Raw genomic sequence first — 24,333 nt, forward strand, 5'->3', positions numbered from 1 at the left:
AGAGCCGGTTTCCCAAACGATTATTCGTTGACATTTTGCTGTTCAGTTTTCAAGGTTCATATGGTTATAAATTATGGAGCGGGTGAAGGGAATCGAACCCTCATCATCAGCTTGGAAGGCTGAGGTTTTACCACTAAACTACACCCGCATTATTAGTATTATATTATGGCGCGCCCGGCAGAAGTCGAATCCACAACCTTCTGATCCGTAGTCAGACGCTCTATCCAATTGAGCTACGGGCGCTCGCTGAGATTAAAATGTTTTTGGTGCGGTAAAGAGGACTTGAACCTCCACGGGTTATTCACCCACTAGGCCCTCAACCTAGCGCGTCTGCCATTCCGCCACTACCGCTTATTTATTATTTTTGCGACATCCTCTATTATACATGATAAGTAAAGTTTGTCAACACTTAAGTTTTAAAAGTTAAATGGTGAGCCATGCAGGATTCGAACCTGCGACCCTCTGATTAAAAGTCAGATGCTCTACCAACTGAGCTAATGGCTCGTGCAGTTGAAAATACCAATGTTTGCGTTTGTATTGCTCCAAATACCTTTCGGTATTTCTCGCAAAACTTTTTGCCGCTTAGCGGGAAAAAGTTTGGCTGGGGTAGCTGGATTCGAACCAACGAGTGACGGAGTCAAAGTCCGTTGCCTTACCGCTTGGCTATACCCCAATATTGATAGTAGAAAAAACATGGTGACCCCTACGGGATTCGAACCCGTGTTACCGCCGTGAAAGGGCGGTGTCTTAACCGCTTGACCAAGGGGCCATCTATAATGTGTTATTCTGTCGTTTGTTGTCGTTGTTCCTAATCGACTTTTCTTATTATAGACAGTCTTTCACTATCCGTCAACAGTTTTCCTGAAAAAAAATAAAAAAACGTTCAACCCCTTGGTACGACTGGGGTTGAACGCCTCATGAATTTTACGTTATTCCTTCTCTTTCAACATGCCATGGCATTTTCCGCAACGAAACCGTTTCGTATCCACACGTCGTTTCCGTTCATAGGAAAGACCGCAGTTTGTACAAATGTATATGCGGACCATTCTAGCTGATGGCTGTTGGCTCCTAAGCGGCTTGCAATATCTTGGGGAAGCGGTTTTTTGCAGAAGGTCTTTAAAGTCACGGTCACCATGCTTATATCCTCTTCCTTCTATATGGAGATGGTAATGGCACAGCTCGTGCTTCAAGACACCTACCAACTCTTCCATACCATATACGTTTTCAACCTTCGGATTCACCTGTATGGAATGATCCGACAGCATATACCTGCCGCCCGTTGTCTGAAGACGACTGTTGTAGACAGCTTTGTGAACAAAAGGTTTCTGAAACCATTGAACAGATAGACTCTCTGTGAGTTCTTGCAGATCATCAACCGATAGATTCATACTCTTCCCAGTCATTTCCCTGCTGGCGGTAACATCGTCAAGGCAATCCTACCTTTTGCTTTATCTACAGATTCTACCCATACCGTTACAATATCTCCCGATGCGACCACATCGAGTGGATGCTTGACAAACCCTTTTTTCAGCTTAGAAATATGAACAAGACCATCTTCATGGACACCAATATCGACAAACGCCCCGAAGTCCACGACATTTCGGACAGTTCCTTGCATTTCCATTCCTTCATGAAGATCTTTCATATCGAGAATATCCGCTTTAAGAAGTGGTTGCGGGTATTCATCACGCGGGTCACGGTTAGGACGTTTCAATGTTTCAATTACGTCGGTTACGGTAACCGTTCCTACATCAAGTTTCCTTGCGAGTTCCGTGCTGTTTAACTCAGTGAGCGCAGCAACCGCTTCAGCTGTTCCGATCCGGTCTTTGGAAATCCCGGCTTCCTTCAATATCTCTTCAGCAAGTGCATAACTTTCCGGGTGGATACCTGTCGCATCGAATAATTCCTTTGCATTTGGTACACGTAAAAATCCGATTGCCTGTTCATAGGTTTTCGCACCTAAACGCGGTATTTTCTTAAGTTGAGTTCTCTTTTCGAATTGGCCGTCTTCTTCACGTTTCTTCACAATGTTTTCGGCGACTGTTTTAGACAGACCTGCGACATATTGCAATAATGATGCAGAAGCCGTGTTGACGTTGACACCTACGCGGTTCACTGCTGTTTCAACAACAAATGAAAGCGAGTCTGCAAGCTGCTTCTTCGCGACGTCATGCTGATATTGACCGACTCCTATCGATTCAGGATCGATTTTGACTAACTCCGACAGAGGGTCCTGCAATCTGCGAGCAATCGAAATGGCACTCCGTTGTTCCACTTGCAAGTCAGGGAATTCCGAACGAGCTTGCGCGGATGCGGAGTAAACACTTGCTCCCGCTTCGTTGACAATGACATAGGACACATCTGAATCCAATTCTTTAATCGTTTCGGCGATGAACTTCTCTGTTTCTCTAGAAGCAGTCCCGTTTCCTATTGCAATGAGTTTAATGTCGTACTTCTTCAATAGTTGCAAGACCGTTTGTTTGGATGCCTCTTTTTGAGGTTTCGGAGGATGAGGATAAATGACCGAAATTTCAAGGTTCTTTCCAGTCTCATCGATTACCGCCAACTTACAACCTGTCCGGAAAGCAGGATCGACTCCTAGTACCATGCGACCTTTTAACGGCGGCTGCAGCAGCAAGCTCTTCAAATTTTCCGCAAATACGTGAATCGCTTGCGCTTCTGCTTTTTCAGATAAAGACGATCTGATTTCACGTTCCACCGATGGAGCGATTAGACGCTTGAACGAATCTTCCACCGCTTCTTTTACAAAGTGAGCAGATGGCGAAGATTCCCGTTTGATGACACTTCTCTCCAAATCACCGATAATCCTATCCGTCGGAAATCCAACAGTGACGCGGAGGACATCTTCTTTCTCTCCTCTATTTAAAGCGAGTACCCGGTGCGGCACGACCTTCGACAAAGGTTCCTCGTACTCGTAATACATTTCATAAATGCTTTTTTCATCTTCAGCATCTTTTCGCTTAGATGAGACAAGCGCCCCTCTCGACCAACTGATTTTCCGTATTTTTTCACGCAGGGCAGCATCGTCAGCAATACGTTCCGCAATGATGTCCTGCGCCCCAGCCAATGCATCTTCAGTAGTATTCACTTCTTTTTCTTCGTTGATGAACTCTTTGGCCATCGATTCAACAGCTTCATTTGTAAATTGCAGAAGTTTATCTGCAAGACCATTCAAACCTCTCTCTATCGCGATCATGGCACGAGTCCGACGTTTTTGTTTGTATGGTCTATATAAGTCTTCGAGCCTTTGTAAAACGTCCGCTTCTGTTATCTGCTGTTCTAGTTCAGGAGTTAACTTGTCCTGTTCGCCTATCAGACGGAGAACTTCCTCTTTTCGCTGTTCCAGACCCTTGCTATATTGGTATGCATCTTCAATGTCTTTAATTTGAACTTCATCCAATGAGCCGGTTGCTTCTTTACGATACCTTGCAATGAATGGCACTGTATTCCCTTCGTCCAACAGCGCAATGACTTGTTTAGTTTGTTTTAACGGAAGTGCTGCACGTTTTGCGGTCAATTCTAAAATTCGTTCCGACATTTCCATTCCCCCATTCGTCACTTCTTAGTTTACCATGAAATTGGACACAAAAAATCCCACTTCTAATTTATAGAAGCAGGGTTCCTGCGATGAACGTCGCATCGTCTCCAGGTTTCACCGTTGCGCGTACCATTTCCGATAGCGTAAGCGGATCACAACTTTGGCTTAAGTAAGCTTTTGGACTTCTAAGTTCGACACCATCCGAGTGCATGAAGAACAAATCTCCATTTTGGTATACATACTCCTGTGTCTTCATCTTTTGAGGGCGACCGGATAAGTACCCCATCACGGGAAGCGGATAAAGCATCTTGCCGTCTTGCTGCCGGATGTATAACCGGACATTCCCAACACAGCTATGTTGAATGGTATGTTTTACGTGGTCAACCTTGATGATCGCTACCGCGGCGCCACGCTTTTGTACCATATGCTCATTAATACGGCTTAGCAGCTCTTCAATCGATTCATCATGATGCTCTTTTAATATGCGCGGCATGACTTCCGCAGACTGTCGGGCAACCATTCCACTGCCAAGCCCATCTGCGATTGCACATATAAAGTAATCCTCTTCCGCGTGAAGGAAATAAACATCCCCAGAATCATGATTTCCACCTTTGGCCTGTTGATAAATATATGCCTCGATATGATCGTTTTTAAATGCTTCCATCAGGAGACTCCGCCTGCAGCCACTATGGCTTCCTGCAATTTCTTAATAGCCTTACGTTGAAGTCTGGACACGTGCATTTGAGAGATGCCAAGAAGTTCGCCGGTCTCCTTTTGGCTAAGCTGTTCAATATATGTATATTGGATAATCTGTTTCTCCCTGTCCGACAAAACATTCAAGGCATTTGCAACGAGTAACCGTTGGTCCGTTTTTTCATACCCATCATCTTTAGAGCCGATAATGTCAAATAGCGTGACCGTCCCGCCTTCAGAATCCGCTTCAAGCGTATGATCCATGGAAAGCGCCTGATAACTGCGTCCCATTTCCATCGCTTCCAGTACTGATTCCTCGTCCACTTCCAGATACTCTGCAATTTCGTTGACTAACGGAGAGCGTTGGAGTTCTGTTGTAAGTGTTTCAACAGTAGCTTTAATGCGTGGTCCCAGCTCTTTAATACGACGCGGCACATGTACTGCCCAAGTTTTATCGCGCAAGAATCGTTTGATTTCCCCGATAATGGTCGGAACAGCGAACGCTTCAAAACTACGTCCGAACTCAGGGTCATAACGACGTATCGCACCGAGCAGACCCAGCATCCCGACTTGTGCTATATCTTCGTGATAGGACTTACCTTTAGAATATTTGCGAGCGATCGATTGTACAAGACGCTCATAATGCATGACAAGCTGAGTTTGTGCCTCATCGTCCTCATTTTCTTGGTATCGTCGAATCCATTCTAAAACTTGTTCTTGAACTTGAGGATCACGAGTAGGCTGTTTGCTTGACATCCGCTTCGCCCCGCTCTCTGCCCAGGTATTTGGTCATGAAAACAGTGACTCCTTCTTCATGATGGACTTTCACATCGTCCATAAGTGTTTCCATTAAATAGAGTCCAAGTCCTCCTTCGCGTAAGAGTTGAACATCAGACTCCTGTTCTGTATAAGGACCGACCAGTTTTTTAGTTTCTTCAAAATCGAAACTTTGTCCATGATCTGCGACCATGATCTCTAATTTATCTTCGTAAAGTGCACACCCAATGATGATTTCACCTTCTTCGTCTTCATCATAAGCATGCCGCACTGCGTTAGTAATCGCTTCGCTGGAAGCAATCTTCAGATCCTCGATCTCATCGTATGTAAAACCTAGACGGCTTGCTAGCCCTGAAATCGTCAGCCGTGCCACGCCGACGTACTGCGGCTTGGCAGGAACTTTTATTTCAATGTAATCAAACGGTGCCATTCTGGTCCCCACTTTCCATTTCAATCTCCACTACATCATCGAGACCTGTAATTTCAAATAGACGCTTCAGTCGTTTGTTCAAACCGACTATTTTTACCGAGCCATTTACAGCTTTCACTTTCTTATAGAACGCTACAAAAACGCCGAGTCCTGTACTGTCCATATAATTCACTTCATTAAAGTCAAGCACAGCTTGACATTCCGGTTGGTCAGCGACTTTTTCAAGTTGCTCTTTCAATGTTGGAGCCGTAAATGCATCGATCTCCCCGATGATTTTAAATACATGGACACAGTCCTTCTCTTGTACATCAACTTGTAAATTCATATCTCCACACCCCATATTTTCTGTTTAAAATGAGTTTAGACCTCTAGAAATGTGTTTACCCGATTTCTGTACGAACGAAACATTTTAATCTTTCTTAAAGAGGACGAGTGTAAAGTCATCATGCAGCATATAATTCTGCATTTTAAATAACTCCGTATAAAGATGATCAACGATTTGTTGAGCGGGCAGTTTCTTCATATCACGCAACATATCTAAAATGACCTCTTCTTCTATGAACCCTTCGGCATTCCTGCCTTCAGTAACTCCATCCGTCATTATGACGATGAAATCCCCCGGATACAATTCTATGGATTTTTGTTGGAAGTCTACGTCCTTACGAATCCCAAGAAGAAGTCCTTTTGCATCCAATTCAACAAAACTGTCTTCTGCAGCACGGTATAGCAGTGCGGGTTCATGACCTGCAGATCCGTATGTGAATGTACGCGTGCTTTCAACATACTTCCCATAGAACATGGAAATGAACATTGAGTCATCCATACTTTTTTCGACGATTTGATTGATCACTTCAAGGACATGACGAGGATCGTTTGCTTTTTCCCGCAAACTATCCATTCCGAACTTGATCATCGACATGCACAGTGCCGCTGGAAGTCCTTTCCCCATTACGTCGGCCACTGCAACACATGCTTCCTCATGATCCGAGTCGATGAAGTAGACATAATCCCCGCTCATCTTCTTTGCCGGCTTACTGACGACGCCGATATCCAACCCATCCACTTTCGGGACAATGGTTTCAAGAAGCATGTCTTGCACTTTTACAGCTACATCCATTTCGATTTGCATGGCTTCCTGCTTACGAATTAGACTTTGATGCTCCATCAGCGCTAAACCGTAGTGGATCATTACTTCTATTAAAAAATCATAAGAGGGGCCAATGCGTGAAGCGATATCAGGAAAAATCTGCTCTACGGATGTTTTATGAAGACTGATTACTTCTTCTGGTGAAATCTTTTTTTCGATGAACTTCCGACTGACCTGCTGGGCAGCATACAAATCGGTTTCATCCTCATGGGTGATATATTTCTGAAGCAGTTCCGAATATTGCTTTCCAACTTCTCGTGGCATTTGTTACTCTCCTTATCGCAGCCATTTTGTAGCGGTTATTGTAGTCCCTTTGCCAACCTCTGACTCCACTTTGAAATCATCCATCAAGCGTTTGACACCGGGCATTCCTGCGCCAAGTCCTCCTGATGTTGAAAACCCGTCTTCCATCACTCTGCGTAAATCAGGAATACCTGGTCCTTCGTCTGAAGCGATGATAGTCATTCCCTTCATGCCATCTATCGAAAGACGCTCTATTTCAATCTTTCCTTTACCTGCATATAAGTAAATATTACGCGCCAGTTCACTAATTGCGGTTGTGATTCGTGCTTGGTCCACTGTTCCGAAGCCGGAGCTTTTCGCTTCATTACGACCAAGCTGTCGTGCAGCCACAATATCCCATTCCGTGAAAATCTCTACAGAAGACCGATTGTCCATATTCAGGCCTCCAATTCTGTGCGCAGCTTCGTAAGTCCGTTCTCAAGATCGAGGGCTGTCATTACATTTTCCAAACGAATGCCGAGTTCTATCAATGTGATTGCAACGGCAGGCTGGATTCCTGTAATGACCACTTTCGCTCCCATGAGACTTGACATACTGATTACGTCACCTAGCACTTTTGCGATGAATGAATCGATAAAATCGATAGAGGTCAAGTCGATTACAACGCCTCTAGCGGTCGTTTCGTGCATTTTGTTCAATAGATCTTCTTGAAACTGAATCGCAGTCTGGTCATCTAATTCCCATTGGATTGAAACAATAAGGACTTCGTCTAACTTCAGAATAGGTATTCGTACATTCATATTACTCTACCTCCACTATTTCTCTGTTGGTTAAGCTTAACGCTTCCTGCATGCCTCTGCGCAGCGTACTGGTGGTCGTGAAATCACTTAAGTTGATACCTAGCGCAACAATCGTTTGTGCAATTTCAGGTCGAATTCCTACCAACATACATTTCGCACCTACGAGACGAACCGCATCTGCCGCCTGAATGATATGATGTGCAACCATCGTATCGACGACTGGAACTCCAGTGATGTCGAGCAATACAACCTCCGCCCGTTGCTGTACAACACCTTCAAGTAAGTTTTCCATGATCAACTTTGCGCGTTCTGTATCGATGGTGCCAACTAATGGCATGATAGATACTTTGTCAACTACTGGAATTAGCGAAGCGGAAAGTTCCTGTAATGCGACTTTTTGCAACGTGTCTGTCTGCTCCCATTTGATGGCGTAAGCTTCGATTATGCTTTCCCGTAAAGGATTGATCCATCCAGTGAAGACATTCATAAAGATTCTGAGATTTTGATCTGTAATGATCTCTTTTTCTTCCAGCATATCAAATACTACGGAAGCGAAATTGTCGATCGCTTTGTTCACGAATTTAATCGACCAACCGAAGCGAATCACTTTTTCCGTGAAATCGTCCAAACGTTCGTTGTTCAGCGCGCTTTCACCTTCGTTGATATTGGAGGTCATGAGTGTTGTGAATTCACGACTTGTCTTTTCAACAAGGTGCTGAGGCATGAAATGGAAGAAACGTTCTCCCTTCTCTTCCTTCATAAGCTCAATCCATTGTTCTATGATGGCGTCCATATGTTCGTTCACTACTGTCCTCATTTTACTGTTCATAATGTTGTCTTTTCCCCCTTATGATGAAAACACGATACAACTTTGTTCTCTAGTATAACGGATATGTGAGCAATCAGCATCTTTTCTGTACAAAAAATCCATTCCGTCGGAGGACGGAATGGATTTCTTCGCTATGTATGCCTATAAGTTGGTCAAGCCAAAACTGACTTCTAATGCTTCGTCCACTTTCTGCATGACGTGATGGTCTAAATGGGTGATCTTATCTGTAAGCCTCGATTTGTCGAGTGTGCGGATTTGTTCGAGCAGGATTACTGAATCCCGCTCGAATCCATGACGGACCGCATCAATTTCGACATGTGTCGGCAACTTTGCTTTTTGTATCTGGGCAGTGATGGCCGCCACAATCACTGTAGGGCTAAACCGGTTCCCGATATCATTCTGTATGACAAGAACTGGTCGTGTGCCGCCTTGTTCAGATCCTACAACAGGCGACAAATCCGCAAAAAAGACATCTCCGCGTTTAATTGCCAACTTTTCATCCTCCGCTTACGATTCGTTCCACCGTATGCTGAGCTTCGAATTCCGCATGCAGACATTCGGCGGCAATTCCAAGATTGATTTGGGACATTTCCACATATCCACGCATCATCTCTTCTCTGATTGCATTCAACTCACAATCAGTCTTATACCGCGTAGCCGAGTAATATACGAAATCTCCCTGCTGCTCCTGATGGACGATCGTCTGTTCATTTTGTTTCAGCATTTTAGTGGGGATTTCCATGATTAGTTCTTTGTTGTTTTGGTTAGCATCCAACTCTAGCACCTCCGACAAAACCCGATCCTCATTTCTATACATGTTTATCTTACCATTGGAGTTCGACAATGAAAAGACAAATAAGGTAATATAGCGACAAGTTGTGCAGTCAGGTTTGGTAGTTTGTCGAAAGTACGAGAAGTGGAAGGTGCCAACTAATCCCCAAAATACTGTCTTTGTACACGTCTGGCAATCGTTACGGCGATTTCATAGGGAATCGTGCCGATACGTGTTGCCCATTCTTCCATTGTGATTTCTTCGTCCTCTTGTTTCCCTAATAATACAACCGGCTCCCCTACAGGAAACGGTTCAGGCAATCGCACCATACACTGGTCCATGCAAATCGTTCCAACAATCGGAACGCGTCTGCCTCGAACTAGTACTTGCTGATTGCGCAATCCGCGCTTCAATCCATCGGCATAGCCGATTGGGAGGGTTGCGATCCACTCCCCCTGTTGCGCCTGATAAGTAGCTCCGTAGCTAATGGATTCATTGGCTTGCGCCTGCTTCACAAACGCTATCTCCGTCTCCAGTCGCAGGGCACGTTCCAGTGGAAATGGCAGCTCTTGGGCAACCACTTCAGAAGGCGCTATTCCATACATTCCAATTCCGAATCGAACTGCATCGAGGGTGAAATCCGGAAATCGAAGGGCTGCTGCACTATTTGCAGCGTGGACGAGTTTCGGTCGTTCAGGAAAACAGCCGACCAGCCGATTGAATGCTTCGAACTGCTCCTCCGTACTCCTGGTATCCAGTTCATCTGCGGTAGCAAAGTGTGTAAATATACCTTCCACTCGGAGAGCCGAAGTTCCTTCAAGAATTTCAATTAATTCAACTATTTCTTGCTCACTCCGCAAACCTATCCTACCCATTCCTGTATCGATTTTTACATGGGTCTTTAAAGATTCTTCAATTCCCCGCAGTTCTTCAACTGCAGTTCGTGCCCATTCAACTCCAGGCACTGTTACGATAATGTCTTGTCGAATCGCTTCTTTCAAGAAAACTTTCGGCACAGGACCGAGCACTAGAATTGGTTGACGGATACCTGCATCCCGTAGCGCTAATGCTTCGTCAGGTGTCGCAACAGCTGCCATCATGGCCCCTGCTTGGAATGCGGCACGCGCACTTTCAGTGGCTCCGTGCCCATAACCATCTGCTTTAACAACCGCTATTACACCTGTTTCAGTTGGTAATCGCTCTTTTAAGTTCCTGACGTTCGCTTGAATCGCTCTTAGATCGACGACTGCACGGGTCGGCCGATAGCTGAATGTTGCTGTCACGCAGATCACCTCTTCAGAATAAGTATTCTCATTATCATCCTGAAGGGCGTCATACGTCAATCTAGATAACAAGCGGATACCGTATTGTTCGGCACCCGCTTGTTATGTTGTATTTACTTGACTACATCGGGTTGCATGGAACCTGCCACTTGAATGAGTTCTCCCTTACTGAGCGACTCAGAGGCAACGTAAAATGCAATTCCATCTTGTTCCCAGCGAATCGTATTTCCTGAAAGGGCTGCTACAGCAAATCCTAAGTCGACTGGATCCCCTTCAATGGAGACCGCCACTTGGCTATCTACAGGAGCCGCTGGTTCTTGAACAACGACGAACTCTTTTCCAGCGCCGCCATATGATAAGAAGAGACGCGTTCCAGTTTCTGTTGCGACTGGTTCTTCACTTAGTAGCGCAACCCCTTCGAATGTTGCCGTCGGATAGAAAGTTTCCAGTTCCGCTTTTTTGTCTTTCGGTTTTTCCTCTTTTTTCTCGTGATCCATATTTTCCGTCTCAACTTTATAGTCTTCCGCTTTCCGCTTAACACCCAACGTGATCTTCTTGAACGTTACACGGATTTTCTCCTCTTTGTTTTCATCTAATAAGGATACGTGCGTTGGAAGCAGTGTCTTTTTGTCGATATGGATCTGTTGTGTCGGCAGAACCGCTTTATGATTATTGCGTGTTGCTGTTTCAAATACATACGTCTTATCCTTCTCAGTCATCGTGGACTTCTTATCCGCTTTAATATCATCAGATAATGTACTGATTAAGTACGCCTGGCTGTTTTGTGCGGGCCAATCACTTTGGAATTTATACGTCTTGTTCAATGATGGCGTGACAACAAAAACCCCTTCTTCGTTTCGGACGATCATCTGAGACTCATCTTTCTCTTTTTGAGAAACGTCCACTTTGTAAAAATCAGGCTTCGTGTGCCAAACCGTTACGTCATAAACACGTGGTTCTTCACCGGTCTTAATTTCCATCGTGGCTTGAAGATCGTATCCATTGGAATCGTTCCATTTCCCACTCAATTTCTTGACGACATCTTCTTTCGATGGTGCTCCACAAGCTGTAAGCAACAAAAGAACGGCACCCAACAACAGTAATCCAATTTTGCTTCGCATTCAGGTCATCCTCTCCTATTTCAATCGGGTAGGTCATCTTATGAGGAGGGACAGTCATTTATGCAAAGCTGGTTAGAAGTGTTCCATTTTTTGCAGGATAACTTGTGCAGCAGCAACAGTTTTCGTATGGGTAATGGAAACGAACCCATCTACAAGGATTCCTTTGAAGTATAGGATGGGTTTGCCTTTATCGTCCGGCAAGATTTCAATATCTTGAAAACTGCACGCAGGACCTATACCAGTACCAAGCGCTTTCGAATAGGCTTCTTTTGCCGCAAAACGGCCCGCGAGAAATTCTGTGCGACGTCCGCCTGAAAGTTCCTGGTAGTATTGCTGTTCTGCATTTGTAAGGATCCTTTTGCGGAATTTATCGGATTTGTTGTCCAGTTCCGCAATTCGGTCAAGTTCGGTAATGTCCAAACCGATTCCTGAGATCATCCAGTCACCTTCTTTCCATATAGAGTCGAAAAATTGTATACTGAAACAAAGATCGGGGGAGAGTCATGTTTATCCGCACTGAAAGTTTTTCTCAATACATTCGGCAATATCCCGTAGTGTCTGCGCTTATCGCTCTGAATGTTGTAATTCATCTACTCACGTTTCTGCCTTTCATAGGCGATTCCATTAAGAACTACGGAGTAGGATCGAATTATTTGATCGAACAAGGTGAGTACTGGCGTCTGGTGACCCCAATGTTTTTACATGCTGGAATCATGCATCTGTTATTCAATATGTTCTCCTTGTTCATCTTCGGGCCTGAATTGGAAAAGGTAGCTGGAAAAGCACGCTTCCTGACTGTGTACTTCTTGGCTGGCGTCTTCGGTAACATCGCGACGTTTTTCGTTTACGATTCCAGTTACTTACATGTCGGTGCAAGTGGGGCGATCTTCGGAATCTTTGGTGCGTTTGGTGCGCTTGTATATTATACAAAAAAGATGCTGCCTCAACTTCGCCAAATCATGCTGCCGATTATCGGTCTCAGCGTGGTCATGACCTTTATCGGGCCGAACACGAACGCAGCTGCGCATATTGCCGGCCTAGTTGTCGGTTTCTTGATCGGATTGAGCATTTTCCATCCTAAGCGAATCATTAGCTGGCGCAAACCAAAGGTTAAAGTCATACAGAAGAGATAAAGACTGCTAGAAAGTCAGTGTTGCTGACTTTCTGACAGTCTTTTTTGTATGGATGGAAAGCAATTTTTTAGTTTCTGAGCGGTCTCCTCTGAGTTATGAGCGCTTCCCTCGGTTTATGATCACTTTTCCAGAGTTATGAGCGTTTCCCTCGGTTTATGATCACTTTCCCAGGGTTATGAGCGCTTTCCTCGGTTTATGATCACTTTCTCAGGGTTATGAGCGCTTCTCTCGGTTTATGATCACTTTTCCAGAATTATGAGCGCTTTCCTCGGTTTATGATCACTCTCCCAGGGTTATGAGCGCTTTCCTCGGTTTATGATCACTTTCCCAGGGTTATGAGCGCTTTCCTCGGTTTATGATCACTTTCCCAGGGTTATGAGCGCTTTTCTCAGTTTATGATCACTTTCCCAGGGTTATGAGCGCTTTTCTCAGTTTATGATCATTTTTCCAGAGTTATGAGCGCTTCTCTCGGTTTATAATCACTTTCTCAGGGTTATGAGCGCTTCTCTCGGTTTATGATCACTTTCTCAGAGTTATGAGCGCTTCCCTCGGTTTATGAGCACTTTCTCAGAGTTATGAGCGCTTCTCTCGGTTTATGATCACTTTCCCAGGGTTATGAGCGCTTTCCTCGGTTTATGATCACTTTCTCAGGGTTATGAGCGCTTCTCTCGGTTTATGAACGCTCACCCTCTAATAGGATCTTGTTTTCATTCATTTCGCTCTCGCGGGAAGGTTCATACCAATCCAGCATGGCTTCCGCTTCTTCCACATCCATATGTCTTAATCGGACGTTGTGGACTCCCATGCCAGATTTCACATTCAAATGGATGGTAGCCACCCGTTTACGATGTTGGAAAATGGTTTGTCGCAAGTGTACGGATTGGATTCGCTTACGCATCGTGTAAGAGGTTTCTAAACTAATACCTCGCGAGCGGATGGTGACTTGACTGCCACTCACCCGATACGCAGCTGAACGATGCTGCCACATTCCAAGCCCTATCCCGAATGGCACAATCAGAAGGGATAACAGGCCATATGGGTAGAAAAACCATCCCGCCAGCGTAACCAGCGGGATCATCCAGATGAAGTCGATCCGATAGTAGAATTTCCGTCCCCGTTTAGGGATTTTTTCTACAGGTTCGCGCAAATCCAAATCCGGGAAAATCGCTTGAAGTGGTTCGTATAACTCTTTCTTCTTCACAAGCGGAAATAGTTGAATTTTGGATCCATCTCCCGCAGCACCCGCGCTATGCACAAGGACACGTCCATAACCGAACACTTGTCGTAAAGGATTCTCAACAAAACTCACACTTTGGATACGGCTCAGCGGTATTGTCGTGCGTTTCTTCTCGAGCAGCCCCCGGGTAATCATCAGCTCGTCTTCTGAAACATGCACAGTGAATCCGTAATACGAGAAGAACGTCATCGCAACAGACAGTAGCCACGCGACAAACAATCCTATTAGCACTAAAATAACAATTATGAAGACACCAAACTTAATGAGTCCTGCAAGCTCGCTGCTCACTTTATCCAGCGGCAAAAATTCACCGAATTGAGACAAAAAGATGGCTACACCTGAAAAAATAACGCCGATTCCGCCGGAAGTTGTTGCCAAGAGAATAAGCTCTTTCGGGTTCAATGAAAACACGCGCTTTCCGTTTGTTCCTTCTATCGAGCCTGCACCCTCCATACTGACCTCAAGAGCCTCTTCTGTTTCGGCCATTCTCTTCTTCCCTGCAGCAATCCGTTTCTTAATCAAGTCTGCGTCCTCACGAGTCACAGCAGTCAGTTCTGCCTCTGCCTGGCCTCCAGAAGAAGCCGCAGTCTCCACTTGTACGTTCACAAGGCCGAATGGACGATGGAAAATTCCTTCCGTGTAATTTAAGCTTTGAATGCGCTCAAATGGGATATAACGCTTTTTCCTAACGAACAAACCCGACTCGATCCTCAATTCGCCCTCTTCAAACCAATACGTGAACCGTCTCCATTTTATAAAACCGCTCATTAATAAGTAAGCGACCAAGACTGTACCGACAATCAGCGACCAATTATCGAAGAACCAGTTGCCAGTGTCGTTATTTCTACTTCCGGAAATGAATACAACAACAAGAGGTAAGATTGCTTCCTTTAACGTCTTCAGACTTTCGACCAGGACTGTTACCCAGTGAAGTTTGTAGCGCGGCTCAGACATCGTCTTCCGCCACCTTCGCAAGTGCTGAAATACGATTCCTTAGTTCATCCGCTTCTTCAGTTGCTATCGCCGGGATCGAGTGAACGGTGGCAGCAGAAGAGATCGAGATTGCGGACAGGTCATATTTCTTTAAAATCGGTCCTTGTGACGTATCGACGTGTTGAACTCGCACCATAGGAATCAGCGTACGGGTAACAATGAAAATGCCATGCTGCAACTCTATTTCCGTCTCTCTGACTTCATAGCGCCAGCGGGACCATCTGATCTTAGGAAACAGATAGATGAATAGCCAACCGTAAAGTGCTACTGCTGATGCAGCAATTATGTATATCCACGATGGCCAATCAAAAAGAAATGTAAGCGTACCTGCTCCTATTGCCAACAGCAACACCACAGCAGTTTGCAACCATCCATATAGACGCCATACAGTTAAACCTTTACGCGATAATCTGTTCGCTGGTTCTTTTCTCAAAGTGACTCCCCCTATCTATTACTAGTGTATACGATTAGAAGCGTAAGATGTTTCAGATAAGCATAACAAAAAGCTCGGGAAATGCACATTTAGCTGTGCACATCCCGAGCTTTCTTTGAATCCGTTTAGTGATTAGCGTTCAGACCGTCCGCCACGTGAGCGATCCCGGCTTCCAGCTTCACGGCTTCCGCCACTGCTGCGTCCGTCGCGACTTCCGCCACCGCCGCTACGACGCTGACCACCGCTGAATCCACGGCCGCCGCCATGTGAACGGTTGCCGCCACTGCGATTGCCTTTATATCCGCCACGACCTCCGCCACTTCCGCCGCCACGTGATGGCAATGGGCGTTCTTCTGTAATCGATACAGGAGTAGCGTCCGGCTCGTTAGTTATGTGTTTCAAAGCTGCTGCAACGAGATCCGTCGCATCGTATTTTGCAAGAAGATCCGTTGCAAATTGAACATAGTCATTCAGCTCGTTCTTTTGAACCGCTTCTACAAGCGTCTCTACTGAAACTTTCTGTTGTCCAAGAAGCGCTTCGTCAGATGTTGGTGGCTGAAGCGGAGTCATACGCTTTTTCGTTGTTTCTTCAACAATGCGCAGGTATCCCATTTCACGTGGTGTTACGAACGTGATTGCCATACCACTCTTACCCGCACGACCTGTACGGCCGATACGGTGAACGTAGCTTTCCGGATCTTGAGGGATATCAAAGTTGTAAACATGTGTTACGCCAGAAATATCTAATCCACGCGCAGCAACATCTGTTGCAACTAAAATGTCCACTTTACCTTCTTTGAATTGACGCAAGACAGACATACGTTTCGCTTGTGTCAAATCACCGTGGATTCCTTCTGCAATGTATCCGCGAATATTAAGTGCATGTGAAAGTTCATCGACACGGCGTTTTGTACGACCGAAAACGATCGCAAGTTCCGGCTGTTGAACGTTCAGCAAACGAGAGAGAATATCGAATTTTTCACGTTCTTGTGATTTCACGAAGAACTGCTCGATGTTTTCTACTGTCATTTCCTTGGACTTGATCTTCACCATTTCAGGGTTTCTCATGAAAGTTTCAGCAATTTTGCGAATCGGGCCAGGCATAGTTGCTGAGAACAGCAACGTTTGACGCTCTGCTGGAACGTTCGAAAGAATTGTATTGATATCCTCGATGAAGCCCATGTTCAACATTTCATCTGCTTCGTCCAAAACGAGTGTTTGAACGCCATCAAGCTTCAATGTTTTACGTTTAATATGATCCAAAATACGTCCCGGTGTCCCGACTACGATTTGTGGATTGTTTTTCAACGCACGGATTTGGCGTGAAATTTCTTGTCCACCATATACAGAAAGGATACGGGCACGTTTGCCCTGACCAATTCTATAGATTTCTTCAGAAACCTGGATTGCAAGCTCACGCGTCGGTGCAATGACAAGTGCCTGAACTGCCGGATTGCTAGTATCGATTTTTTCAATCATCGGGATACCGAAAGCTGCTGTTTTACCCGTTCCAGTTTGAGCCTGACCGATAACATCCTTGCCTTCCATGCCGAACGTTACAGTGCCCTCTTGAATCGGAGTAGCCTCTTCAAATCCCATTTTTCTTAGTGATTCCTGTGTAGATTTACTGATGTTCAATTCTGAAAAATTCGTCAAACTTCTCAATCTCCTTTGTGTTTTCCATTTGACAATTGGTTACATTTGCAAATGAAAGCGCGGCAAATCGGAGCCTTATGCTTTGGGTATGTTTCCGAACGTATACAAATCTAATGTAGGAAATCATCATGAATTCCGACAACTTAGATGTAATGGATGAAAGGAAAGCCCGGTCTTTGCCGAGCGGTTCGAATAGAGGATTCTCCTCTTTTGCGGCATTGCCGTCAAACCGTTTTATTCAAAAAAAAGCACTCTTCACAAGAGGAAGAGTTCTGCGTAAATGTATCCAATGTTCATGTTAGTTTACCACAGTATAGACAACATCGCAAGCTATACACTCAAGCCAAGCAAATCTACTGCTTCTCCTCTAATCGCATGAATGCGAGCACCTCTTCAAACCACTCTGAACAATCGTCACTGTAACAAATATGATGTTTACCATTATCCGAGAAAATCAGCTGCTTCAAGGGTGATCCTAAGGAATGGTAAAGCAAGTATGCGCTGGAATATGGGACGATCCCATCCTGCTTGCCTTGTACAATGCAAACAGGCACGGTGATTCTGTCATAATAGGGCTCGACTTGCTGAACAATCCGTGTAAATTGATAAGCTGAACGAATCGGTGTATTGGCTAATTTATAGCGATACAAGTGATAGAATGTGTTCGGGGGAAAGTGCCGGATGACAGGCTCCGATAGTAACACCGCGGCATCCGCCAATAATTGCCTGGGTGAGATGTACTTGGCAGCAGCACTCAGTAGGACCAGGCGTTCGACAGGATATCGAAGCGCTAAATACAGCGCTATCAATCCTCCCATTGAAAATCCTACAACAAAAATACGATCTGTCCGTTTACTCAGTCGCCTGTACGCAAGTTCCGCTTCCATGAGCCAGGCTTCTGCAGAGATTGCAGCGAGTCTTCCTCCGGGTTCATGTCCAGGTAATACCGGGATTTCAATGATCCAGTCCGTCTTTTCTTTCAGGTACTGGACGAACGGGCGCACTTCAAAAGAGCCGCCCGTGAATCCATGCAGAATAATCACACCTGTTTTCACGGATCACACCTCCGTTTCCAGCACACCTTTCAACACGTTTTCAAGCGCCATCCCCCGAGATCCTTTCAACAGGATAATGGATTGCCCGTCAATGGATTGAAGTAATTTCTCGATAATCGGTGCATAGTCATTCTCTGTCCAGATCAGTTCCGCTGTCGTGTTGCGTTTGCAAAGTTCGTCATATAACCAATGCATTCTAGGTCCGTATAAGGCGATTCCTTTCAACTGTAGGTTGGCAAGTTGATCTGCAACTGATTCATGGAAATGTTGTTCATCTTGTCCAAGCTCCAGCATATCCCCCAATACTACCCACTTATCACAGCGAAGTTCGGTTTGACCGATGAATGTCAAAGCTGCACGCAATGAAGTAGGTGCTGCATTATACGCATCATTAATGAACAACGCTCCACTTTTTGCCGTGACTGGCTGCATACGCATAGGTGTTAAGACCGCATTCAGCAGTGCACTCCGGATCGCTTCGTCAGTCATTCCGAGTTTTTTTGCGACCAGCATGGCTGCTAGTGTATTTTTCACTTGGTGTTCCCCGTAAACAGGGATGGTAAATTGACCTTCAATTTGACCCGAGACAGTGAATTGACTGCCTTGTTCAGTCACTTTAATATCATTTGCAATCACGTCACATTTATTCCCATATCCAAACGATCGCGCGTCGAGTCCAGGCCGGTCATTCACAAGTCCTGTCAGAAGCGGTTCATCGCCATCAAAGTAAAAGGCTCCCGTCGATGACAGCCCATCGATAATTTCGAATTTCGCTTTGGCAATGCCCTCTCGGCTTCCGAGATCCTGCATGTGAGCTTCACCGATATTCGTGATGATTGCAATATCCGGCTTCGCTAATTTGGAGAGGAATGAAATCTCTCCAAAGCCGCTCATCCCCATTTCAAGAACAGCGACTTCGGTATTCTCTTCAAGGGAGAGGATCGTTAACGGCAGCCCGAGTTCGTTGTTGTAATTCCCCTCTGTTTTGCGGACAGCAAATTCGGCACCTAATGCACTTGCCAGTAAATCTTTTGTCGATGTCTTCCCGTTTGAACCTGTGACACCGACCACTTTGCATGTCAGCTGTTCGCGATAATTACGGGCAAGTTGCTGCAGTGCACTTTCCGCATTTTCCACAAAGATGAGCGGAATGTCTGCAGGCGGATCCGGTTCGTCTGCAAGCCAAAGTGAAGCAGATGCACCATTTTCATATGCAGAGCGTACATACGTATGACCGTTTGCATGTTCACCGCGGAACGGGATGAATAACTCCCCTTTCCGGATATTTCTCGAGTCGATCGTTGCACCTGTCACTGTAATTCCTTCTAAATTTTGCCCTGGAGCATCCAACCAGTTCGCCAGTTCAGTCAGTTTTCGTTTCATTAGTTATCCCACTCAATCCATTGTGTATTGTATCTGTTGTTTTTCAGCATGACGTGCGATTGCCAACTCTATTAGTCGGTCGATCAATTCCGGGTAGCTGACGCCTGTATGCTGCCATAGAAGCGGGAACATACTCGTCGGTGTGAATCCAGGCATCGTATTGACTTCGTTGATCAGCACCTCATCATTTTCCATTACAAAGAAGTCTGCACGGACGAGTCCTGCACAGTCGAGCACTTTAAATGCGCGGAACGCCATGTCTTTCAAGTGCGCTGCAACATCTTCAGGTACTTGTGCCGGAATGACTAACTCCGTGTTTCCGTCCTGGTATTTCGCTTCGTAATCGTAAAAAGCTGCAACGGGTTTGATTTCACCTGGAACTGAACATGCTGGATCATCGTTGCCAAGTACGCCCATTTCGATTTCACGCGCTGTGACCCCTTGCTCCACAATGATCTTCCGGTCGAATTTCAATGCAAAATCGATGGCTTTTTTCAAACTTTCCCGATTGTCGGCTTTGCTGATCCCAACACTCGAGCCTAAGTTAGCCGGTTTTACAAACACCGGGTATTGGAGCGTTTGTTCTGCAGCGTCCAGCAGACGCGTTTCTTCTTTTTCCCACTCCGAACGGACGAAGTGGACATAAGGTACTTGCGCAAGACCCACTTGAGCAAACAGTTGTTTCATAACGACTTTATCCATCCCAGCAGAAGAGGCGAGAACGCCATTTCCAGCGTACGGAACATTCATCACTTCGAAAAGACCTTGAACTGTTCCATCTTCCCCATTGGTTCCGTGGAGCAGTGGCAAGATGACATCCGGTTTACTTTCTAGCTGCAGGAATTGGGCGATGCTATCCGGTTCGCTTATGCCATTCCCATCCAAACGCAATTCTTCGATTGTTTCTGCAGGTGCCGTCCGCGGTGCGCCTGTACGCCATTCCCCTTCAGGTGTTATGTAGATCGGCATCACTTCGTATTTGTCAAAATCGATTGCCCGCGTAGCAGCGCGCGCTGTAGATAAGGAAACCTCGTGTTCTGCTGATTTCCCTCCATAGACTAACCCTAGCTTTTTTTTCATCATAATCCCTCTCAATCCGTTAGTTTTCGTTTCACTAGTTTACCATGAACCGCGGATGATGCTAGAAAAAACCTTTCTCTTCATCTATTGTTAGAGTAGTAAGTTTTTCAATGGAGAAACTTCTCATTCCACAATCACGTCTTATGAACCACGTGAATCTTCGACCTAACTACGGTATACTTTACCAATCATTTCCTTAGGAAGGAGAATCACTTTGAAACTTTCAACCAAGTGGACAGACAGATTCGACTGGACACTTGCCTTTTATCTTTTATTATTTTGTATCGTCAGCTTAACGGCAATTGGTTCTGCACAAAATTCCGGGCAGTACAATACGAATTTCATTCCCTTACAAATCCGGTGGTATGTCCTTGGCGCATTTATCATTTTTGTTATGATTCAGCTTGAACCTCAACAATATAAAAAACTGGCGTGGCCCTTGTATGGCTTTGGAATTTTTCTATTATTATTTCTCATGCTGGCGCCCGGCGGTCAAGATCAAATTGCTGAAACCCGTCTCGGTGCAAAGCGTTGGCTGCATCTGCCTGTCATTGGGACGATCCAACCTTCGGAGTTCATCAAGACTTTTTTCATCCTTGGATTAGCCCGCACCGTAAGCGTCCATCATGAGCGTTTTCCCGAAAAGTCCCTTAGGATGGATATGGTGCTGCTCGGGAAAGTGGGGTTGATGTTACTGCTTCCCCTCGCTTTTATTATGAAACAGCCAGACTTAGGAACGTCCCTTGTATTCATAGCCATTACAGTTGCTGTCGTCATCGTATCCGGAATCTCTTGGAAACTGCTCGCTCCATTAATGGCAGTCGGTGCCACGCTCGGCGCATCTCTTCTATGGATGGCCATTTATGCACAAGATTTCTTGCAGAAACTCGGTTTTGATCCGTATCAATTCAAGCGTGTCTATTCGTGGTTAGACCCCTATTCGTATCCGGGTGAAGAAGGCTATAACTTGATCCAGGCAATGACAGCGATCGGTTCTGGAGAATTCACGGGGAAAGGCTTCAAAGCAAGCGTTGTGTATATCCCTGAGAATCACACAGATTTCATCATCAGTGTGATCGGTGAAGAGTGGGGATTTATCGGATCCAGTTTGCTGATCACACTTTTCTTTGTCTTCATTTATCACTTGACGAAAATTGCGTTAACGCTGAAAGATACGTTCAGCATCTATGTGACGGCTGGTGTCATTGCGATGATCGCCTTCCACGTGTTAGAAAATATCGGCATGAATATTCAACTATTGCCAATTACCGGTATACCTCTTCCTTTCATCAGCTACGGAGGAAGTTCCTTGTTCAGTAATATGTTTGCGATTGGGTTAATTTTCAGTATGCGATTCCATCAGCAAAACTACTTATTTGAAACTGAAGATGAGTAACCGGACAAAACAGGAAGATTTCCTCTTGCGTATCGGGGTACATTTCCGGTTATAATGAGTGGCTGTAACTCTATGAAACGACAAAGGTGAAAAAAACATGAAAATAGAACAAAAATCTGAGGATCGATTTGATTGGCCACTAGCCTTTCTCTTGCTAATGTTTGGTGCAATCAGTCTGATCGCTATCTCTTCTGCTCAAACTACAGGACAATATGGCACCAACTTTATACCGTCACAAATTCAGTGGTATGTCGTGGGCTCAATCATTATTGCGATCACGATGTACTTTGAACCTGAACAATATAAGAAAGCGGCATGGATCATATACGGAGGCGGAATATTCGCCCTCTTCGTGCTGTTCATCCTTCCGGAAAGTCTGGAACTTGTGGCTCGTCGTAACGGAGCCAAAAGTTGGTTCCACTTACCAGGTGTCGGCAGTATCCAGCCCGCCGAATTCATGAAGACCTTTTTCATCATCGGTCTCGCTCGTGTTATTTCAAAACACCATGAAAAGTTTTCAGAGAAGACCTTGCAAACCGACTTCATGTTGCTTTTGAAAATCGGCGTCGTTCTGATTGTGCCGTTGTTTTTCATCATGCTGCAGCCTGATCTTGGAACAGCATTAGTTTTCCTCGCGATCACCGCCGCTCTTGCGATTGTGTCGGGAATCACTTGGAAAATCTTGTTGCCGATTTTCATCGGGACGGCTTCAATCGGGGGCACGATGCTCTTCATGGCATTATATGCCCAAGACTTTTTAACGTCACTTGGATTTAAACCTTACCAATTCCAGCGGATCTATTCATGGCTTGACCCCTATTCCTATTCGTCGAACGAAGGATTGCATCTGATTACTTCGTTGAATGCGATCGGTTCGGGTGAGATTTTCGGTAAAGGGTTTAAAGACCGCGAAGTCTATGTACCCGAGAGTCACACAGACTTCATCTTCAGTGTGATTGGAGAAGAATGGGGATTCGTTGGCGCGAGCGTCGTGATCTGTCTGTACTTCTTCCTCATTTATCATTTGACGAAGATCGCTTTGGAATTAAAAGATCCATTCAGTACGTATATTGCTGCAGGAATCATCGCAATGATTACTTTCCATGTGTTCGAAAACATAGGAATGACGATTCAATTGCTGCCGATTACAGGAATTCCGCTACCTTTCATCAGCTATGGGGGAAGTTCACTGATGGGCAACATGCTCGCCATCGGTCTAATCTTCAGTATGAAATTCCATCATCGAACGTATATGTTCAACTCCGATGAAGAAGAATAAAAAACACGTCCACAGCAAATCCTGTGGACGTGTTTTTTTGTTTTTTGATTATGGTTGGATTTGCGGGTCTTGCTGGACAGGCGGTGTAAGAGCCTTTAGCATATCTAGACGCGATTTCGTCATTGTAGCGGAAACACCTAACTTCGCTAAGTTTGTGATGATCTTCTTCAAATCGATTTCTTTCGCCATCTGGTTCCACCTCAACCTTTCTATAGTGCAGGACGCACAAATTGGACGCAAGGTTCTATTTTGTTTAAATCATGATGTTTTCTTTGTCTAACTTCATTATACCACAATTGTCAAGTTTTTAACCTTTCAATTGTGTTACAAAATCACTTTCTTCGTAAATTTCATTAAATCGGATTGATTGGTTGACATACCCCCCATTGGTACATTAACTTGAAATTAGGAAGGGGTGATGAATAGGATGAATGAAGACGAGCTTTTCGTTGCTGAGGAAGTTTCTTGTCGCAAGAGTCACCACCCCGATAGCGTCAAAACAAATCTTACCCACCGGTTGAATCGCGTTGAAGGTCAGATACGCGGGATTCGTAAAATGATTGAGAATGATGTGTATTGTGATGACATCATCACACAATTCGCCGCGACACAATCCGCTTTGAATGGCGCAGCAAAAGTATTATTGGACGGACATTTAAAAGGATGTGTAAAAGAGCGGCTTGCCGAAGGTGATGATGCCGTGCTCGATGAATTGCTCATTACGGTTACTAAATTGATGAGAAAATAAGGGAGGAATTTTAAAATGGAACAAACAATATTAACAGTTAAAGGTATGTCTTGTGGACATTGTGTAAAAGCGGTTGAGGAGAGTGTAGGAAAACTTACTGGTGTTGAATCCGTTTCAGTGAATCTGGATGCAGGAACTGTGGAAGTTTCTCATGATACCGCTGCTACAGATCGAAAAAGTATCGAAGAAACGATCGAAGACCAAGGATACGACGTCGTTCAATGACTGGTTATGAAACCGCACGCCTAGCCTGTGCGGTTTCTATTCGCTTTATTCGTAACGTGAT

27 protein-coding genes and 6 tRNA genes are annotated in these 24,333 nt (G+C 45.0%); 5 read left to right on the forward strand and 28 right to left on the reverse strand.

From position 1 onward, the window contains the following. Positions 1 to 74: 74 nt before the first annotated feature. From ABE021_RS00005 to acpS, 21 genes are all read right to left on the reverse strand, one after another. A tRNA-Gly gene (locus ABE021_RS00005) sits at positions 75 to 148 on the reverse strand. 18 nt (positions 149 to 166) lie between these two features. Beyond that, positions 167 to 243, reverse strand: a tRNA-Arg gene (locus ABE021_RS00010). 21 nt (positions 244 to 264) lie between these two features. Then, a tRNA-Leu gene (locus tag ABE021_RS00015) sits at positions 265 to 351 on the reverse strand. Between the two features lie 77 nt (positions 352 to 428). After that, positions 429 to 504: transfer RNA gene (locus ABE021_RS00020), tRNA-Lys, on the reverse strand. Positions 505 to 598: 94 nt separating this feature from the next. Continuing rightward, positions 599 to 673: transfer RNA gene (locus ABE021_RS00025), tRNA-Gln, on the reverse strand. 21 nt (positions 674 to 694) lie between these two features. Beyond that, positions 695 to 769, reverse strand: a tRNA-Glu gene (locus tag ABE021_RS00030). Positions 770 to 929: 160 nt separating this feature from the next. Next, positions 930 to 1,403 (reverse strand): SprT family protein, encoded by a 474-nt coding sequence (locus tag ABE021_RS00035; RefSeq protein WP_430286114.1) that lies wholly within the window; start codon positions 1,401 to 1,403, stop codon positions 930 to 932. Continuing rightward, on the reverse strand, positions 1,400 to 3,559 hold the full coding sequence (locus tag ABE021_RS00040) for a Tex family protein (RefSeq protein WP_430286115.1): 2,160 nt from the start codon (positions 3,557 to 3,559) through the stop codon (positions 1,400 to 1,402). Before ABE021_RS00040 ends, ABE021_RS00035 begins: the two co-directional genes overlap by 4 nt. A gap of 67 nt (positions 3,560 to 3,626) precedes the next feature. Beyond that, positions 3,627 to 4,223: a PP2C family serine/threonine-protein phosphatase gene (locus tag ABE021_RS00045; RefSeq protein WP_430286116.1), complete on the reverse strand. Its 597-nt coding sequence runs from the start codon at positions 4,221 to 4,223 to the stop codon at positions 3,627 to 3,629. Further along, a complete protein-coding gene (sigB, locus tag ABE021_RS00050) occupies positions 4,223 to 5,008 on the reverse strand; it encodes an RNA polymerase sigma factor SigB (RefSeq protein WP_430286117.1) in 786 nt (261 codons plus the stop codon). The genes ABE021_RS00045 and sigB overlap by 1 nt, the downstream gene beginning before the upstream one ends. Next, a complete protein-coding gene (gene rsbW, locus ABE021_RS00055) occupies positions 4,983 to 5,459 on the reverse strand; it encodes an anti-sigma B factor RsbW (protein WP_430286118.1) in 477 nt (158 codons plus the stop codon). The genes sigB and rsbW overlap by 26 nt, the downstream gene beginning before the upstream one ends. Further along, positions 5,446 to 5,784 carry an STAS domain-containing protein gene (locus ABE021_RS00060; RefSeq protein WP_430286119.1) on the reverse strand — a complete coding sequence of 113 codons (339 nt, stop codon included), beginning with the start codon at positions 5,782 to 5,784 and terminating at the stop codon, positions 5,446 to 5,448. Before ABE021_RS00060 ends, rsbW begins: the two co-directional genes overlap by 14 nt. Before the next feature lie 84 nt (positions 5,785 to 5,868). Further along, on the reverse strand, positions 5,869 to 6,870 hold the full coding sequence (locus ABE021_RS00065; RefSeq protein WP_430286120.1) for a PP2C family protein-serine/threonine phosphatase: 1,002 nt from the start codon (positions 6,868 to 6,870) through the stop codon (positions 5,869 to 5,871). A 12-nt stretch (positions 6,871 to 6,882) separates the two neighbouring features. Further along, positions 6,883 to 7,284 (reverse strand): anti-sigma regulatory factor, encoded by a 402-nt coding sequence (locus tag ABE021_RS00070; protein WP_430286121.1) that lies wholly within the window; start codon positions 7,282 to 7,284, stop codon positions 6,883 to 6,885. A gap of 2 nt (positions 7,285 to 7,286) precedes the next feature. Next, entirely contained in the window at positions 7,287 to 7,649 is a 363-nt protein-coding gene (locus tag ABE021_RS00075; RefSeq protein WP_317935703.1) for an STAS domain-containing protein, read from the reverse strand. Position 7,650: 1 nt separating this feature from the next. Beyond that, positions 7,651 to 8,478 (reverse strand): RsbT co-antagonist protein RsbRA, encoded by an 828-nt coding sequence (locus ABE021_RS00080; protein WP_430286122.1) that lies wholly within the window; start codon positions 8,476 to 8,478, stop codon positions 7,651 to 7,653. A 141-nt stretch (positions 8,479 to 8,619) separates the two neighbouring features. After that, positions 8,620 to 8,970 (reverse strand): type II toxin-antitoxin system PemK/MazF family toxin, encoded by a 351-nt coding sequence (locus ABE021_RS00085; protein ID WP_191688545.1) that lies wholly within the window; start codon positions 8,968 to 8,970, stop codon positions 8,620 to 8,622. Positions 8,971 to 8,974: 4 nt separating this feature from the next. Then, positions 8,975 to 9,271 (reverse strand): transcriptional regulator, encoded by a 297-nt coding sequence (locus ABE021_RS00090; protein ID WP_430286123.1) that lies wholly within the window; start codon positions 9,269 to 9,271, stop codon positions 8,975 to 8,977. A 137-nt stretch (positions 9,272 to 9,408) separates the two neighbouring features. Further along, positions 9,409 to 10,533 (reverse strand): alanine racemase, encoded by a 1,125-nt coding sequence (alr, locus tag ABE021_RS00095; protein ID WP_430286124.1) that lies wholly within the window; start codon positions 10,531 to 10,533, stop codon positions 9,409 to 9,411. Positions 10,534 to 10,646: 113 nt separating this feature from the next. Next, positions 10,647 to 11,654, reverse strand: a complete 1,008-nt coding sequence (locus ABE021_RS00100; RefSeq protein ID WP_430286125.1) for a LolA family protein — start codon at positions 11,652 to 11,654, stop codon at positions 10,647 to 10,649. Positions 11,655 to 11,726: 72 nt separating this feature from the next. Beyond that, complete coding sequence (gene acpS / locus ABE021_RS00105) at positions 11,727 to 12,092, reverse strand: holo-ACP synthase (RefSeq protein WP_430286126.1); 366 nt, start codon at positions 12,090 to 12,092, stop codon at positions 11,727 to 11,729. A 65-nt stretch (positions 12,093 to 12,157) separates the two neighbouring features. Here acpS and ABE021_RS00110 point away from each other — a divergent pair, with 65 nt between their 5' ends. After that, positions 12,158 to 12,787, forward strand: coding sequence for a rhomboid family intramembrane serine protease (locus ABE021_RS00110; protein ID WP_430286127.1), 630 nt, complete (start codon positions 12,158 to 12,160; stop codon positions 12,785 to 12,787). A 673-nt stretch (positions 12,788 to 13,460) separates the two neighbouring features. Here the strand turns inward: ABE021_RS00110 and ABE021_RS00115 are convergent. The 6 genes from ABE021_RS00115 to ABE021_RS00140 form a co-directional block, all read right to left on the reverse strand. Next, positions 13,461 to 14,978 (reverse strand): PH domain-containing protein, encoded by a 1,518-nt coding sequence (locus tag ABE021_RS00115; protein WP_430286128.1) that lies wholly within the window; start codon positions 14,976 to 14,978, stop codon positions 13,461 to 13,463. Continuing rightward, the gene (locus ABE021_RS00120; protein ID WP_430286129.1) at positions 14,971 to 15,450 is read right to left on the reverse strand and encodes a PH domain-containing protein; all 480 of its coding nucleotides are present in this window, start codon (positions 15,448 to 15,450) and stop codon (positions 14,971 to 14,973) included. Before ABE021_RS00120 ends, ABE021_RS00115 begins: the two co-directional genes overlap by 8 nt. Positions 15,451 to 15,582: 132 nt before the next feature. After that, positions 15,583 to 17,106 (reverse strand): DEAD/DEAH box helicase, encoded by a 1,524-nt coding sequence (locus ABE021_RS00125; protein WP_430286130.1) that lies wholly within the window; start codon positions 17,104 to 17,106, stop codon positions 15,583 to 15,585. A gap of 353 nt (positions 17,107 to 17,459) precedes the next feature. Then, positions 17,460 to 18,161: an alpha/beta hydrolase gene (locus ABE021_RS00130; protein ID WP_430286131.1), complete on the reverse strand. Its 702-nt coding sequence runs from the start codon at positions 18,159 to 18,161 to the stop codon at positions 17,460 to 17,462. 3 nt (positions 18,162 to 18,164) lie between these two features. Next, the gene (locus ABE021_RS00135; RefSeq protein ID WP_430286132.1) at positions 18,165 to 19,544 is read right to left on the reverse strand and encodes a UDP-N-acetylmuramoyl-tripeptide--D-alanyl-D-alanine ligase; all 1,380 of its coding nucleotides are present in this window, start codon (positions 19,542 to 19,544) and stop codon (positions 18,165 to 18,167) included. A gap of 12 nt (positions 19,545 to 19,556) precedes the next feature. Then, positions 19,557 to 20,624, reverse strand: a complete 1,068-nt coding sequence (locus ABE021_RS00140) for a D-alanine--D-alanine ligase (protein ID WP_430286133.1) — start codon at positions 20,622 to 20,624, stop codon at positions 19,557 to 19,559. Positions 20,625 to 20,838: 214 nt separating this feature from the next. On the opposite strand from ABE021_RS00140, the gene ABE021_RS00145 reads away from it, so the two are divergent. Both ABE021_RS00145 and ABE021_RS00150 read left to right on the forward strand, forming a co-directional pair. Beyond that, positions 20,839 to 22,020, forward strand: a complete 1,182-nt coding sequence (locus tag ABE021_RS00145) for an FtsW/RodA/SpoVE family cell cycle protein (RefSeq protein WP_430286134.1) — start codon at positions 20,839 to 20,841, stop codon at positions 22,018 to 22,020. A gap of 97 nt (positions 22,021 to 22,117) precedes the next feature. Beyond that, the gene (locus ABE021_RS00150; RefSeq protein ID WP_430286135.1) at positions 22,118 to 23,299 is read left to right on the forward strand and encodes an FtsW/RodA/SpoVE family cell cycle protein; all 1,182 of its coding nucleotides are present in this window, start codon (positions 22,118 to 22,120) and stop codon (positions 23,297 to 23,299) included. A gap of 48 nt (positions 23,300 to 23,347) precedes the next feature. Here ABE021_RS00150 and ABE021_RS00155 read toward each other — a convergent pair whose 3' ends face one another. Beyond that, a complete protein-coding gene (locus ABE021_RS00155) occupies positions 23,348 to 23,488 on the reverse strand; it encodes an Lmo0850 family protein (protein ID WP_430286136.1) in 141 nt (46 codons plus the stop codon). A gap of 238 nt (positions 23,489 to 23,726) precedes the next feature. Here ABE021_RS00155 and ABE021_RS00160 point away from each other — a divergent pair, with 238 nt between their 5' ends. Both ABE021_RS00160 and copZ read left to right on the forward strand, forming a co-directional pair. After that, complete coding sequence (locus ABE021_RS00160) at positions 23,727 to 24,047, forward strand: metal-sensitive transcriptional regulator (protein ID WP_430286137.1); 321 nt, start codon at positions 23,727 to 23,729, stop codon at positions 24,045 to 24,047. A 15-nt stretch (positions 24,048 to 24,062) separates the two neighbouring features. Next, positions 24,063 to 24,272 (forward strand): copper chaperone CopZ, encoded by a 210-nt coding sequence (gene copZ, locus ABE021_RS00165; RefSeq protein ID WP_430286138.1) that lies wholly within the window; start codon positions 24,063 to 24,065, stop codon positions 24,270 to 24,272. The last annotated feature ends 61 nt before the right edge of the window (positions 24,273 to 24,333 follow it).

The organism is Sporosarcina gallistercoris (assembly GCF_050459885.1).
In the GTDB taxonomy this organism is placed as follows: domain Bacteria; phylum Bacillota; class Bacilli; order Bacillales_A; family Planococcaceae; genus Sporosarcina; species Sporosarcina gallistercoris_A.

Bases quoted from the DNA above. Each gene is read 5' to 3' on its own strand.
- ABE021_RS00070 (WP_430286121.1), bottom strand. From the start codon at position 7,284: ATGGACAATCGGTCTTCTGTAGAGATTTTCACGGAATGGGATATTGTG.
- ABE021_RS00035 (WP_430286114.1), bottom strand. From the start codon at position 1,403: ATGACTGGGAAGAGTATGAATCTATCGGTTGATGATCTGCAAGAACTC.
- ABE021_RS00150 (WP_430286135.1), top strand. From the start codon at position 22,118: ATGAAAATAGAACAAAAATCTGAGGATCGATTTGATTGGCCACTAGCC.
- acpS (WP_430286126.1), bottom strand. From the start codon at position 12,092: ATGATCTCAGGAATCGGTTTGGACATTACCGAACTTGACCGAATTGCG.
- ABE021_RS00045 (WP_430286116.1), bottom strand. From the start codon at position 4,223: ATGGAAGCATTTAAAAACGATCATATCGAGGCATATATTTATCAACAG.
- ABE021_RS00135 (WP_430286132.1), bottom strand. From the start codon at position 19,544: ATGAAACGAAAACTGACTGAACTGGCGAACTGGTTGGATGCTCCAGGG.
- ABE021_RS00060 (WP_430286119.1), bottom strand. From the start codon at position 5,784: ATGAATTTACAAGTTGATGTACAAGAGAAGGACTGTGTCCATGTATTT.
- ABE021_RS00110 (WP_430286127.1), top strand. From the start codon at position 12,158: ATGTTTATCCGCACTGAAAGTTTTTCTCAATACATTCGGCAATATCCC.
- ABE021_RS00100 (WP_430286125.1), bottom strand. From the start codon at position 11,654: ATGCGAAGCAAAATTGGATTACTGTTGTTGGGTGCCGTTCTTTTGTTG.
- ABE021_RS00075 (WP_317935703.1), bottom strand. From the start codon at position 7,649: ATGAATGTACGAATACCTATTCTGAAGTTAGACGAAGTCCTTATTGTT.
- ABE021_RS00040 (WP_430286115.1), bottom strand. From the start codon at position 3,559: ATGTCGGAACGAATTTTAGAATTGACCGCAAAACGTGCAGCACTTCCG.
- ABE021_RS00155 (WP_430286136.1), bottom strand. From the start codon at position 23,488: ATGGCGAAAGAAATCGATTTGAAGAAGATCATCACAAACTTAGCGAAG.
- ABE021_RS00140 (WP_430286133.1), bottom strand. From the start codon at position 20,624: ATGAAAAAAAAGCTAGGGTTAGTCTATGGAGGGAAATCAGCAGAACAC.
- sigB (WP_430286117.1), bottom strand. From the start codon at position 5,008: ATGTCAAGCAAACAGCCTACTCGTGATCCTCAAGTTCAAGAACAAGTT.
- ABE021_RS00160 (WP_430286137.1), top strand. From the start codon at position 23,727: ATGAATGAAGACGAGCTTTTCGTTGCTGAGGAAGTTTCTTGTCGCAAG.
- ABE021_RS00115 (WP_430286128.1), bottom strand. From the start codon at position 14,978: ATGTCTGAGCCGCGCTACAAACTTCACTGGGTAACAGTCCTGGTCGAA.
- ABE021_RS00065 (WP_430286120.1), bottom strand. From the start codon at position 6,870: ATGCCACGAGAAGTTGGAAAGCAATATTCGGAACTGCTTCAGAAATAT.
- ABE021_RS00080 (WP_430286122.1), bottom strand. From the start codon at position 8,478: ATGAACAGTAAAATGAGGACAGTAGTGAACGAACATATGGACGCCATC.
- rsbW (WP_430286118.1), bottom strand. From the start codon at position 5,459: ATGGCACCGTTTGATTACATTGAAATAAAAGTTCCTGCCAAGCCGCAG.
- copZ (WP_430286138.1), top strand. From the start codon at position 24,063: ATGGAACAAACAATATTAACAGTTAAAGGTATGTCTTGTGGACATTGT.